Genomic DNA, 13,639 nt, shown 5'->3' with positions numbered 1-13,639 from the left:
ACCATTGGTCTAAATTGGCAGTCGATTTCGACCAATGTCTAGGTGCCTAACTGGTACGCTGGAATAGTACCTGTCCTCCTATTCCACCGCCTTTCGACTTTTGTCTAATACGAACTCTCGCAGCCCCGGTGCCAGAATGCACAGCATAAGAATTTGCACTGATGAGAGGCCGACCCGTGACCAGTAAATCAGATATTTATCCCGTACCCGCAAGCTACGCCGCCCATTCACTGCTGAATGAAGACGGCTATATCGAAATGTACAACCGCTCTATCCAGGATCCGGATGCTTTCTGGCGTGAACAGGCCCAGCGCATCGACTGGATCGAGCCGTTTACCCAGGTGAAGGATGTCTCTTTTGCCAAGGACGACCTGCACATCCGCTGGTTCGCCGACGGCAAGCTGAATGTGGCCGCCAACTGCCTGGACCGCCACCTGGAAAAACACGCTGACGATACCGCCATCCTGTGGGTGGGTGACGAGCCCGGCACTTCCCGCGAGATCAGCTACCGCGAACTGCACCGGGATGTCTGCCGCTTTGCCAACGGCCTGAAAAGCCTCGGTGTGAACAAAGGTGATGTGGTGACCATCTACATGCCGATGGTGCCGGAGGCGGCGGTCGCCATGCTCGCCTGCGCCCGCATCGGCGCCGTGCACTCGGTGGTATTTGCCGGCTTCTCGCCGGAGGCGCTCGCCGGGCGTATGGACGACGGCCAGTCCCGCACCCTGATCACCGCCAACGCCGGCCGCCGCGGCGGCCGCTCGGTGATGCTGAAGCAGAACGTCGACAAGGCGGTAGCGCTGTGCAGGGAAACCACCGTGGAAAACGTGGTGGTATTCAACTACACCGACGACACGACGGACTGGAACCCGGCGATCGACCGCGACTATGCGGAACTGGTGGCGGCACAGAGCGACGACTGCCCGGCGGAGGTGATGGGCGCGGAGGACCCGCTGTTTATCCTCTACACCTCCGGCTCCACCGGCAAACCGAAAGGCGTACTGCACACCAGTGGTGGCTATATCACCTACGCCTCACTGACCCACGAATACGTTTTCGACTACCGCCGCGGCGAACGCTACTGGTGCGCGGCGGATATCGGCTGGATTACCGGCCACAGCTACATCCTTTACGGACCGCTGGCCAATGGCGCCACCACCGTGATGTACGAGGGCGTACCGCATTACCCGGATGTGACCCGGGTGGCTCAGATCATCGACGATCACCAGATCAATATTCTCTACATAGCCCCCACCGCGATTCGCGCACTGATGGCAGAAGGCGACAAGCCTGTTGCCGGCGCCAGCCTGGAAAGCCTGCGCTTGCTGGGCACCGTCGGCGAACCGATCAACCCCGAGGCGTGGAAGTGGTATTACCGCACCTTTGGCCGCAGCCAGTGCCCCATCGTGGACACCTGGTGGCAGACCGAAACCGGTGCCGCCATGCTTACCCCGCTGCCCGGTGCCACCGCGCTGAAACCCGGCTCCGCCACCCGCCCCTTCTTCGGGGTACAACCGGCGCTGGTGGACAACGAGGGCCATATTCTCGACGGCGCCACCGAGGGCAATCTGGTGCTGCTGGGCAGCTGGCCGGGGCAGATGCGCACGGTGTTCGGCGACCACCAGCGCTTCGCCGAGACCTATTTCAGCACGTTTGAAAACATGTATTTCACCGGCGACGGCGCGCGGCGCGACGAAGACGGTTACTACTGGATTACCGGCCGCGTGGACGACGTGCTGAACGTCTCCGGGCACCGTATGGGTACCGCGGAACTGGAAAGCGCACTGGTGGCCCACGAGGCGGTGGCAGAGGCCGCGGTGGTGGGTTATCCCCACGACATCAAGGGCCAGGGTATCTACGTCTACGTAACCCTGAACAGCGGTGTGGAGCCCAGCGAAGATATGCGCAAAGCCCTGCGCGACTGGCTGCGCGCAGAGATCGGCCCGATCGCCACGCCGGACGTAATCCAGTGGGCGCCGGGCCTGCCGAAGACCCGCTCCGGCAAGATCATGCGGCGCATCCTGCGCAAGGTGGCGGCGGACGAGTGCGACCAGCTCGGCGACACCTCCACCCTCGCCGACCCCGGCGTGGTGGACCACCTGGTGGCCAACCGCGCGGCCGCCACCGTCTAACCGACCCGGCCCGAAACCGTTTTCCGGTGGAGGGCCGTTGCCGTACACTCATCCCGATTTTGTGCAGTAGATCAGAATGAAATGCATGGCCGTGTGAAGGATCAGCGGCAGACACCGATAAAAAATAACAACGGGAATCGGTGGGACTTTCCGGTACAATTTTTTCCTGTGCTCTGTTCCGGGCACAGGTTCGGCCGAAAAGTCCCATTGCGTTAGGGATGCATAGCGATGAACGATCACACCGACAGCGGGCAATCTGCCCGGCAATTCATCATTGCGGACGACCACCCGCTGTTCCGCAACGCCCTGCGCCTGTCTATCCAGCAGACATTTCCCGGCGCTGAAATCTTTGAAGCCTGTGATATGCAGAGCCTGCAGCAGTGCGTGGCGGAACACCCCCACTGCGATCTGCTGTTACTGGACCTGCACATGCCCGGTGCCCATGGTTTCAGCGGCCTGATTTTCCTGAGCGGCCAGTATCCGCAACTGCCGGTGATGGTGGTTTCCGCCAATGAAAAGCCGGAGATCATGTGCCGCGCCATCGACTACGGCGCCTGCGGTTTCCTACCCAAATCCGCACCGGTGGAACAGATTGCGCAGGCGCTGCAGCAGAGCCTGGCGGGCGAAATCTGGCTGCCGCCGGCGGTGGCGGAGCGCTACGAATCCGCCGGTGCCGAGGAAGATAACGGGGTGGTGGACGTGATCGCCACCCTCACCCCACAGCAGTTCCGCGTCGCCACCATGCTGGCGGAAGGTTTGCTGAACAAGCAGATTGCCTACGAAATGCAGGTGACCGAGGCCACGGTAAAGGCGCACCTCACCGCGCTGTTTCGCAAGCTCGACGTCAACTCGCGCACCCAGGCGGTGCTGGCGCTCAGCAGCCTGGATGTGGAAGCGCCCGGACAATTTGCCCCGCCGCAGAAACCGGAAGCCAAAGCCAACCAGGTCAACTGACGTTATTCCTCGCGGTGCGTGCCAGCCGCCGCACCAGATTGCGCAGCACCGCCGGCTTCACCGGTTTCGGCAGATAAAACCAGCCGCGCTCGGTGGCCGCGCTGCGAATTTCTTCGGAAGTATCCGCGCTAACCACGATGCCCGGTAACTCGGTCTGCCAGTGCTCACACAGCGCTTCCAGCGCTTCGATGCCGGTGGCATCGCGATCGAGATGATAATCCACAATGACCAGTGCCGGCGGACTGCGCAGGTCCCAGCGCACCAGCGCCTCTTCCAGCGAGAGCGCCGTCACCACCCGGCAGCCCCAGCCACTGAGCAGGCTGTCCATGCCCCGCAGAATCTGGCGCTCGTTGTCGATACACAGCACCGGCACCGCCGACACGTTCGCCACTTCTATGACCCCGGGCTCTTGCGGTGCCGCTTCGCGCGCCTCCCCCACCGGGACACGGATGCTGAACATGGAGCCGTGACCGGGTGAGGATTCAAGCCCCAGCTGGTGCCCCAGCAGGTCGGCACTGCGGCGCGCAATGGCGAGGCCGAGGCCAAGGCCCTTGTCGGCACTGCGCTCGCTGCTGCCGAGGCGCACAAACTCGTCGAATATCCGCTCGCGCGCGCTGCTGTCGATGCCCGGACCGGTATCCCACACCTGGATTTCCAGCAGCGGCTCACCGCCGGCACCAACCCGTCGGCGCGCGCCCAACAGCACGCGGCCGCGCGCGGTGTAGTGCAGCGCATTGCTAAGGAAGTTCTGCAGTATGCGCCGCAGCAGGTGGCGGTCGCTGATCACCCAGGCATCCGTGGGTACATAGTGCAGGGCCAGGCCGCGCTCGCTGGCCAGGGCCGAGAATTCCGCGTTGAGGCCGTCGAGCAGCTGGCGCAGCGGGAAATGCTCCCGCTTGGGCTTCAGGTTGCCCGCATCCAGCCGGCTGATTTCCCGCAGCGCGCCGATCAATTGCTCCGCGGAGGTGAGTGCACTGTCGATGTAGTGGATGTCATCGCCCATCTCCCGCCAGCTGCCGGCAGCGGCCTTGTTCTGCAGCGAGGCGATAAACAGCCGCGCCGCATTAATGGGTTGCAACAGGTCGTGGCTGGTATGGGCGAGGAAACGGGTCTTGGCGGCGTGCAGCTCGCGGATTTTCACTTCCGCTTCGGCGCGGCGGCGGTTTTCCTGCTGCAGCGCGCGGTTACTGTCGGAGAGCTCTGCGGTGCGCTGTTGCACCCGGTCTTCCAGGCTCCGACGGGTTTCCTCCAGCGCATCCACCGCGGCGCGGTACTCGCTGATATCGGTAAAGGTGGTGACAAAGCCGCCACCGGGCATGGGCGTTCCGCGCACTTCCACGATCGCGCCATTGGGCAGGCGGCGCTCGAAGCGGTGGGCACTACCGTGACGCAGCAGGTCGAGGCGCCGCTGGACATGGGCCTCCAGCGCTTCGGGATCGTGCGTGTCACCGTAGAGACCGCGCTCCGCATTGTGGCGGTAGAGCGACGCCACCGGGCAGCCGATGTACAGCAGGCGCTCGGGGTAATCGAACAGCTCCAGATACTGGCGGTTCCAGGCCACCAGCCTGAGTTCCGCATCCACCACGCTGATGCCCTGACTGATGGTTTCCACCGTGGTCTGCAGCAGCTCCTGGCTGAACCGCAGGCGCTGGGACGTGCTGTCCACCAGCCGCGCAATATCCTCGAGTTTCAGCGGGCGATTACTGTAGAGCAGCCCCACCACCTGGTGCGCCGCCGCGGAACCTACAACTCCGGCGAGAATGCGCTCGGCATCCGCCACCACAAAGCGCGAGGCTGCGTCATCCGGCAACAGGCGCTGCTGGCTGCGCTGCTCGAAGTCGTTCCAGATTTCCTCCAGCCTTGCCGGCCCCACAAAGGGCTGCAGCAGGCTACGTACCTGTCCCATGCGGATTCCGGTGGGCACCAGATCCGGTGCCGGCTCACCGGCCTGCTCCGGCGCTACAAAGGCACGGGCCTGGCGCAGGTCATTGCCATCCTGCCGGCAGGTGAGGGATACGCCCACCAGCAGTGTCAGGTTGCCGAGCAGGCTCCAGAAGACCCCGTGGCTGAGCGGGTCCAGTCCCGCCAGTCCAAACAACTGCTGTGGACGCAGGAATTCAACACCGAACAACCCGCGGCCAAGTAACGCTGTCTCCGGGTACACGGCCGGCAGCACCAGGCAAAAAAACCACAGGCCGTATCCCGCGATCAGCCCCGCCCACACCCCGCGCCGGTGTGCACCGGGCCAGTAGAGCGCGGCGATCAGAGCCGGTGCGAGCTGCGCGGCGGCGGCAAAAGACAGCAGGCCGATGGACGCCAGTGCCTCGGTACCGGAAATCGCCCGGTGCATGCCCCAGCTCATCAACATCAACAGCAGGATACTCAGCCGCCGGATCAAGCGCAGGTGGTTGCCGAGGGACACGGCGGTGAGTTGGGTATACCGGCTGAGATACAGCCACACCGGCGCCACCAGTTCGTTGGAAACCATCACCGCTAACGTCAGCACGGCAACAATCACCATACCGGTAGCCGCGGAAAAACCGCCGATATACGCCAGCATGGTGAGCGTGCTGTTGCCGCTCTGCAGCGGCAGAGTCAGCACCAGGCTGTCCGGTTCACTCATGCCCGCCGCCACCAGCGGCTGACCGGCGAGGGAAATGGGCAGGATCAGCACCGAGAACAGCACCAGGTACGCCGGCAGCAGCCAGCGCGCGGTATTCAGGTCTTCCGGGTTGCGGTATTCCACCACGGCCATATGGAACTGGCGCGGCAGGCAGATGATCGCCGCCATGGCCAGCAGGGTCTGGGTGACGAAGTTGATATCCGGTGCCAGCCACTGCAGCCGCGGCTGCCACTGCAGGCTTTCCACCGCGAGCCCGCTGCCTCCGGTCACCAGCAGCCACAGCGCCAGTATCGCCACCGCGCCAAAGGCAAACAGTTTCACCAGGGATTCGAGGGCGATGGCCGCCACCACGCCCACATTGCGCTCACGGCCTTCCAGATGGCGGGTCCCGAACAGGATGGCAAACAGCCCCATCAAAAGCGCGGTGGCAAGCGCAGTGTCCAGATTAACGAAGCTGTCGCTTTCACTGCCGCCACCTATGACTTCCCAGCCCATGGTCACCGCGCGCAACTGCAGCGCGATATACGGCAGGCTGCCGACGATGGCGAGCAGCGTCACCAGCGCGGAAAGCCCCCGGCTTTTGCCGTAGCGGGAGCCGATAAAGTCGGCAATGGAGGTGACCTTCTGGCGTTCGCCCACCAGCACCAGCTTGCGCAGGAAGCCGCCGGCGAACAGAAACAGCAGAATTGGCCCGAGGTAGATCGGCAGATAACTCCAGGTATCGCTGACAGACTGCCCTACCGCGCCGAAAAATGTCCATGAGCTGCAGTACACGGCGAGGGTGAGGCCGTAAATGATGGGGCGAAAATGCTGCATCCACTGCTTGTGGCGGCCCGCGCGCCACGCGACCACAAATAGCAGCACCACATACAGCAGGGCAAAAAACAGCAACAGGGACTTGCCGATCATGAATTCCTCGCGCACCGGGTCAGGTGTACCTGTATAACCGATGGCAAGGACCGCGGGCAATTGGCGAAAGGTCGAAACTGCACCCACAAAAATGCGGCGGGTGCCCCCGCCGCATGGCTATTTCAGAATTAGATTACTCCGCAGCCGTCGCCAGTGCGATTTTCACCATTTCCGCATAGGCGGCATCAGCCTTGTTGAACTGCTGCAGCATCCGCGCCTGAATGGACGCATTCGCCCGAGCGAGGCCTGCCGCGATATTGTCCACCAGCTGCTGCTTCTGGTCGTCGCTCATCAGACGAAACAGCGCACCGGCCTGGGAGTAATAGTCCTCGTCGTCCTGGCTATGGGGCGCAATCCAGGCGTCCTGCTCCAGTGGCATCGGCGGTTCGGCAACTTCCGGCACCGCTACCGGTGCGCCCAGTTTGCTGCGGTCATTGGGGTAGAAGTTCACCTCGCTGCCCTGATTTGGCGCCTTGCCGCTGACCGGACACATGCCGGCAAATGCCCCGTCGCGCTGATAGTGATGCACAGGGCATTTCGGCGCGTTGACCGGGATATTGTTGACGTTGGCGCCCACACGATAGCGGTGCGCATCCTGATAGGCGAACAGTCTTGCCTGCAGCATTTTGTCCGGCGAAGCGCCGATACCGGGCACCAGGTTGCTGGGCGCAAACGCAGCCTGTTCGGTTTCGGCAAAATAATTGTCAACATTTCGGCTAAGTTCCAGCACGCCGATATCCATCAACGGCGCTTCGCTGTGGGGCCAGACCTTGGTGAGGTCGAACGGATTCACCGACAACGTTTGCGCCTGCGCCTCCGAGAGAATCTGCAGCTGCACTTTCCATCTGGGGTAATCGCCCTGGTCGATGGATTCCACCAGATCCTGCTGCGCACCGAATGCGGGATAGTCGGCCGCGTCCTCGCTGCGCACGTTCTTGATACCCTGCAGGGTTTTGAGGTGCCACTTCACCCAGTAACGCTCACCCTTTTTGTTCCAGAAACTCAGGGTGTGCGAGCCAAAGCCATGCATATGGCGGTAGCTGAGCGGGATGCCGCGATCGGACATCAGAATGGTCATCTGGTGCAGGGACTGCGGGTGGTTGGCCCAGTATTCAAAACTCGCCGCAGGGTCGGGCAGATTGGTGCGCGGATTTTTTTTCTGCGAGTGAATGAAATCCGGAAATTTGGACGGGTCGTTCAAAAAGAACACCGGGGTGTTGTTACCCACCAAGTCGAAGTTGCCCTCTTTGGTGTAGAACTTAACCGCAAATCCGCGCGGGTCGCGAGCGTAATCGCTGGAGTCCTGGCCGCCGCCCACGGTGGAAAAGCGCACGAATACTTCGGTGTCGGTGCCGGCTTTCTGCAAAAAATCCGCAATGGTCCAGTCGCTCAGGTCTTTACTCAGACGGAAGGTACCGTAGGCGCCGGTGCCACGCGCGTGCACTACTCTCTCCGGGATGCGCTCGCGATTGAAGTGGGCAAGTTTCTCAAACACGCGGTAGTTATCGAAGGTCAGTGATCCACGCGGGCCGGCGGAGATACTGTTGTTGTCATCGGCAATGGGTGCGCCGGCGGACGTGGTCAGCTTGGTGTGGCTCATGAAAATACCTCTTTCATTCAAGCTACCTCCTGCATCTTTCCACCCTCTTCCCAGCCTTGTGAGCCGGTGAGTTGGCAAAACACAGCGAAAAGCAGAGCGGGGATTCTTCCCTCCTCGCGAATGTGACGCTTGATTCAGGTCAAGAGAGCCGGTGAATAACGTGACTGACAAGTACCAACATCACCCAATGATCAGGAGCAATTTGTGCCAATCGTTTGACGCATTCATTTGACACCTACCGACACTGACCTAGGCTCAAAGCGGGAGTTTGTTCTCCCGAGAATAATCCAGTGAGAATTGCGCCATGATCATCGCCACCGATATGCCCGAAGTCAGCCGCTGCGCAGCCACCGAGTGCGCCTACAATAGCGACTCCGCCTGCCATGCCCGCGCCATCACCATCGGCGATGGTGATGAGCCGGATTGCGACACATTTTTCAGTAACAGCAGCCACACCAAACGGGAGCGCATCGCCGGTGTCGGTGCCTGCAAGATTACCAGTTGCAGCCACAATGACGACTTTGAGTGTGGAGCGGACAAGATCGAACTGGGTTATAGCGGCGACACGGTAAACTGCCTGACCTACGCACACTGAAACGCCGTATTTCTGCAAAAAAAAGCCTCGCGGAAAATCCAATTCACGGGAGGCTTTTCTATAGACGGCTCAATGCAATTGCTAGCCTTTTTGCACGACTACAAAAGCATGCAACTCGGGATACTGATCGTATTCAAGATGCCTGAGGGTACAGCCCAGGCTAATTAACAAGTCAACAAATCCATTGGTACCCAGGGTTGAGTAATAGACCTCCGCCCCCATCGCATCGTCCGTATGTTCGCTTTTTTCACCGGTACCACCAAACGAAAAAATCAACACACCGCCCGGGTTGAGACTGGAAACCAGCTTCTGTAAGACGTTCTCGTGCTCACTGAGGGGTATGTGCCAAATACTATCCCAGGCCGTAATGAAGTCGTAGCTTTCCTGGATTACCCAATCGCATATATCCTTGTGATGAAACGCCACCTCCGGGTGTCGACTCCGAGCCAAAGCCAGCATCTCCGTGGAGATATCGACACCTTCAGGAGAAAACCCTTCACGTTCAAGCAGATCGATAAATCTGCCGGTACAGCCACAGCCTACATCCAGCGCCTTGCCTCGATTTTTTACGAATGACAAGGCTCGCCTATGCTGCGCTATCCCATCATCTCGGTTGAACCCTACCCGTTCCCAAAGATGGGTAATTTTATCGTACGTTTTTCCAATATCTATTGGCTTCATGGCAAGCAGGCCAAATTATGCAGTATCGCTTCGCAAGTTTTTCCCCGAACGAACTGCCTCGCTTGTTAAAACTTATCCGGGAGGGCCGGGAACTCAGGACTATTCTGGATACCCTCAACCCAAGCAGACCTATCCTCACAAAAAATTCTATCATCCGGCTTGATATTTATATTGTCATCAAGACTACCGGCAGGCACGACAAGAAATGTACCCGAGCGATTCAAATATGGAACACCCGAGCCGCAAACCTTACAGAACTGCTTTGCCCAACTTTTGGCTGATTCCAACTCGAAGCGCTGTATGAATTCCTCACCGGAAAGCCAGGAAACACTTTCAGGTTTAGTAAACATATTCGACGCGTGGGCCGAACCGGTAGAATGCCTACATCTTGAGCAATAGCAAATATGAAATGATGAGATTTCGCCATCAATTTCAAATTTGACAGATCCACATAAACATTGGCCTTTAGCCGCCTTCAATTCTTGATTCATATTCGGACCCCAATAGTTTTAGTGCTCACCGCACGGGTAAGCGACTTGTTATGAATCCAGTGCAAGTAGTGCGCAATTGTTTCCGCGCTTGTTAGCCATTACCGCGCTGCGACCTCCACCTCATACTTAGAGTGATCGACCAGAACGACCATAATATCATCGACCAGGGCGGTACCATTTGAATCAATTTTCACACTTGTCCCATTTACCGTGACATTCTGGTAGGAGATAGTTTTTGATGACCGCGAATTAACTCCCTCTATAGATAGCTCTACACGTTTCCCCTCTGCTGTATCCAAGGAAGCTTTGAACCTGGAATCGGTAGTTATCATTTTAGGCCCCATCAGCTCCTCAGCCACTCGATACACTACCACCGTCATATCCGCTGACGCCCCTTCTTTTACACCAAATTTTGACATGGCCATGATAGAAACGGTCACCGCGACTCCAGCACTTAGCGCGAGGAGGTGTGTAATAATTTTCTTAACCATTGAGAGATCTCCTTGAAAATAGCAAGCCTGCAACACTACCTTGCTAGGCTTTATTGGCACGTTTATACCTCACAATACTCGGCTCAGGCCAATACTTGCTCCTTTGATAGTACTCGTCCATAACTGGCACGGTGTTGTTTAGTTCCACCCACTTCTGTTTTGTAGATGTGAAAATATGTATGTCTGGCGGACATACGTCTGGATTGTTAAGTGTTCCCACACGAATAAAGCATACAGCGTCTTTTGCAGCGCCATAATTACTCCAAAGAGCGGTTTTACACGAAGGGCAACGGCTAATTTTTTGCCCCATGCCACTATTACTCGGAACATAAATTTTTTCAGGATAACCCTGTATTAATTGAACCTCATCAGCTTCGATAAGTGCATTGATTGCAAAAGCCGAACCGGTTTCCCTTTGACACCAGGTGCAATGACAGCAATGCACGAACATTGGAACTGCTGTCAGTTCATACTCGACTTCTCCGCAGATGCACTTACCCTTATTTCTACCGCTCGCGTTCATTTATAATAATTTCCTCTTAATTGGGCACTTGGAAGCCTAATGCCCATGCTCAACGGGCCGAAACGGAGGGCAGCGATTTCGCAACAATTGCAAATCCATGCGCTAAAAGCCGCTCGAATTTTGTGGTCCTATGGAGCTACTTGTTACGCGATGCACGTATTCTCTCCAACAGCGGTAGGTTTTTTGAAACCACAATACCTCGGTCACCCATGGCCACATATGTTTCTGGTTCTAGGCGCATGATCTGCTCCCAGAACTGATCTTGTAGAGACTGAAGCCAATCAAGTGAATCAGGCCCCCATGTTGAATCAAAGCGTTTCAGCTGCTCTTTAACTGGCACCAACGAAAAACGGCCGTAGTTAACAAACACTTTCTGTTCCTTTGGAAAGTTGATGAGGCTTGGAAAGAAATACCATTCATCGAAGTTATCGTAAGGTACCTCCGTATTTCGCCCCAACCTCGGGCTAACCATTACCTCCCCCTGAGAAACCCATCCTTTCTTCGATTCTTCCTCAGCCGGAGATATATGCCCACTATCGAAAGCGGTAATGTAGAGATGGTTTCCGCTGTTTGCATTTAAGACCTCTCCAACGAAACCTAATACCGGCTCATCAACCTCTAACCAGCAATACTGTTCGTAAATACCACGGATCATCTTTTACGCATAACGCTTTTTGTTGCCGCACATTGGTGCGCAGCGCCAAATTATCGGTAACCAAAATTTGTTAAATGCCGACATAGGTTTTAGCTGCGATCTCAGCCGCGAGACGAGTGTCCTTACCATTTTTAAACTTTTTCTCGTAATTATTCGAGGTATCGATGATCTCGTCTTCGGCATCGTAAACTGCCCACCACCATAAATTTCGATCCATCTCTTCGACGTGCAGAAATAAACCGCCCCACATTGCGCAGCAATCATCCTCTAGGTTTCCCGTCCACTCAATCATTGCTCGACTCCGAGAGCATTTAACGCCTCAAAAAGGTGCATGCGATAGCACGTCGGCTTTCCTTGAATTGTTATATGCTTTCACTTTTCCACTACCGCATTCCGTGACTCAGCTATTTTACTCTTGAGCTGCTGCGCATACTGGCAAGCTTGACTTTCCACATCAAACTTACACGCCGAATCCAAAACTTCTAACGCAAGAGTATCGTTCTTCTTAAAACCTTTACCTTCGTGCAGAACCAGTCCGTACATCGCGCAACCCCAAGCATCATCTTTCGAGCAGGTTAGTTTGAATGTAGAAGAGTAGCAATTTTGCTTTGATTCTGCTTCGAATCGCATCAATCCTGCCGCTCGATTAGTACATGCAATTACGAGCCCCTCCTTACATGCTTTAGCGTAGAGAAGCTCAGGATATAGTTCCAAGATCCCTCCCTCTTGCAGCACATTCCCCAGACCGAAGCAGAAATTGGGATCACCGCCTTCACATTTAGACAAGCAATCACCTTTTCTTTCTCGGCAATACGAAATTCGATCTTTAAAAACAAAATCCGTTTTACTATACAATTCCGATGGACAAATATCCTTTAGCCTACCCATTTCTTCATTCAGGCTAAGATTTTGTAAAATTTCTTTGTCCGAACCATTCGCAAAAACAACATTTCCAAAAAGAAAAATAAAGATTGGCAATATCGATCGCATTACATTTCCTTATATTGACGCATAAAGCTCGGTTTAGGGGCGACTGGAGCGTAGAGGAAGCCGCCTCAGCCGCGCATTTCGCGGCGATTACAACTGCTTGTTATTTTTTTGCTTTGGGCCAGTTAATTCTTGCTATTAAATTATCGCCTTCCTCTGTTGTTGCAAACGCATATCGGTACTTGCCATCATGTGAATATTGATTCACCCACCTTATGGAATCACAAATAAATTTTTTTAACTCAGAACCACTAATGGCCCGCGCGCTGGTTAAATCATACTCAGGGATTACTGACTTATCTATCTCATAAAGGTCAACCAAACCCTTTTCATTCATAGTAAGTACTAATTCTTGAGAAATTTCATATTTATTGATTTCATCGACTTCAGGGGAAGCTCTTTCGATGTTGCACAAAAGGAGAGGAAGCGACATATCAAAGTACTGTAGCTCGAATAAAAACCACTTTTGAATATTTGAAAGCTCCACACTTCCCCCCCAGAAAAACTAGCAGTTTTATTCATTAGCCCTAGGCTCGTGCAGCCAGAGGCTTGTGCACATCTCATCGCCCCACCCAAAGAACCAATAAAATTATTTAAATTCAATAAGTTAGAGAGGCTCATTAAAATAGCCCGCCAGGAAAACAAGCCTCTTGCCGTTGTTTACGGCCTCTCACATGGCTTTGTTTGGAGTATCGCAGTCTTTATAAATCAAATACTTGCGCCGCTCAATTCGGTGTACACACGCCATGGTTATCTGAACACGACGGGAATATCTACTGCAGGGGACTCGAATATTGGAATAAAGGGGGATGGTCGAAGTTGACTCGGGTCAGGGGCTCAAAGGAGGGGCTACACCTCAATTCGGCAGTCTGATCCTGTGTACATTGCGGGAGTGATCGTCGGTGGGGAGCGTCATGACCTTGGTATGACGCTCCCACCTCTTGGACTAAGTACGGTTCGTCGCTGGGTGTAACGACGAACGCTGTGACTTACTTTTC

General features: G+C 56.1%; 13 protein-coding genes. 3 read left to right on the top strand and 10 right to left on the bottom strand.

Annotation, left to right across the window (positions count from 1 at the left end; genetic code table 11):
- Positions 1 to 176: 176 nt before the first annotated feature.
- A complete protein-coding gene (gene acs / locus R5R33_RS14535) occupies positions 177 to 2,132 on the top strand; it encodes an acetate--CoA ligase (protein WP_318953420.1) in 1,956 nt (651 codons plus the stop codon).
- Between the two features lie 228 nt (positions 2,133 to 2,360).
- Positions 2,361 to 3,086, top strand: a complete 726-nt coding sequence (locus R5R33_RS14530; RefSeq protein ID WP_318953419.1) for a response regulator transcription factor — start codon at positions 2,361 to 2,363, stop codon at positions 3,084 to 3,086.
- Here R5R33_RS14530 and R5R33_RS14525 read toward each other — a convergent pair.
- Together R5R33_RS14525 and R5R33_RS14520 are read right to left on the bottom strand one after the other, a co-directional pair.
- Positions 3,079 to 6,633, bottom strand: coding sequence for a hybrid sensor histidine kinase/response regulator (locus R5R33_RS14525; RefSeq protein WP_318953418.1), 3,555 nt, complete (start codon positions 6,631 to 6,633; stop codon positions 3,079 to 3,081). The two genes, R5R33_RS14530 and R5R33_RS14525, sit on opposite strands and share 8 nt — an antisense overlap.
- Before the next feature lie 118 nt (positions 6,634 to 6,751).
- Complete coding sequence (locus tag R5R33_RS14520; RefSeq protein ID WP_318953417.1) at positions 6,752 to 8,218, bottom strand: catalase; 1,467 nt, start codon at positions 8,216 to 8,218, stop codon at positions 6,752 to 6,754.
- Positions 8,219 to 8,522: 304 nt separating this feature from the next.
- Here R5R33_RS14520 and R5R33_RS14515 point away from each other — a divergent pair, with 304 nt between their 5' ends.
- Positions 8,523 to 8,813, top strand: a complete 291-nt coding sequence (locus tag R5R33_RS14515; protein ID WP_318953416.1) for a DUF1540 domain-containing protein — start codon at positions 8,523 to 8,525, stop codon at positions 8,811 to 8,813.
- Between the two features lie 81 nt (positions 8,814 to 8,894).
- On the opposite strand, the gene R5R33_RS14510 is transcribed toward R5R33_RS14515, so the two are convergent.
- The 8 genes from R5R33_RS14510 to R5R33_RS14475 form a co-directional block, all read right to left on the bottom strand.
- Complete coding sequence (locus R5R33_RS14510; protein WP_318953415.1) at positions 8,895 to 9,494, bottom strand: class I SAM-dependent methyltransferase; 600 nt, start codon at positions 9,492 to 9,494, stop codon at positions 8,895 to 8,897.
- A 65-nt stretch (positions 9,495 to 9,559) separates the two neighbouring features.
- A complete protein-coding gene (locus R5R33_RS14505) occupies positions 9,560 to 9,985 on the bottom strand; it encodes a GFA family protein (RefSeq protein WP_318953414.1) in 426 nt (141 codons plus the stop codon).
- Between the two features lie 98 nt (positions 9,986 to 10,083).
- Complete coding sequence (locus R5R33_RS14500; protein WP_318953413.1) at positions 10,084 to 10,476, bottom strand: hypothetical protein; 393 nt, start codon at positions 10,474 to 10,476, stop codon at positions 10,084 to 10,086.
- 43 nt (positions 10,477 to 10,519) lie between these two features.
- Positions 10,520 to 10,999, bottom strand: coding sequence for a GFA family protein (locus R5R33_RS14495; RefSeq protein WP_318953412.1), 480 nt, complete (start codon positions 10,997 to 10,999; stop codon positions 10,520 to 10,522).
- A 136-nt stretch (positions 11,000 to 11,135) separates the two neighbouring features.
- Positions 11,136 to 11,654, bottom strand: a complete 519-nt coding sequence (locus R5R33_RS14490; protein WP_318953411.1) for a hypothetical protein — start codon at positions 11,652 to 11,654, stop codon at positions 11,136 to 11,138.
- 70 nt (positions 11,655 to 11,724) lie between these two features.
- Positions 11,725 to 11,946 (bottom strand): hypothetical protein, encoded by a 222-nt coding sequence (locus R5R33_RS14485; protein ID WP_318953410.1) that lies wholly within the window; start codon positions 11,944 to 11,946, stop codon positions 11,725 to 11,727.
- Between the two features lie 80 nt (positions 11,947 to 12,026).
- Positions 12,027 to 12,644: an SEL1-like repeat protein gene (locus R5R33_RS14480; RefSeq protein ID WP_318953409.1), complete on the bottom strand. Its 618-nt coding sequence runs from the start codon at positions 12,642 to 12,644 to the stop codon at positions 12,027 to 12,029.
- Positions 12,645 to 12,744: 100 nt separating this feature from the next.
- The gene (locus R5R33_RS14475) at positions 12,745 to 13,128 is read right to left on the bottom strand and encodes a hypothetical protein (protein WP_318953408.1); all 384 of its coding nucleotides are present in this window, start codon (positions 13,126 to 13,128) and stop codon (positions 12,745 to 12,747) included.
- Positions 13,129 to 13,639 lie beyond the last annotated feature (511 nt).

It is taken from the genome of Microbulbifer pacificus, assembly GCF_033723955.1.
Lineage (GTDB): Bacteria > Pseudomonadota > Gammaproteobacteria > Pseudomonadales > Cellvibrionaceae > Microbulbifer > Microbulbifer pacificus.
Note: the sequence above shows the minus strand (reverse complement) of the source record. Positions and strands in the feature narration are given on the sequence as shown.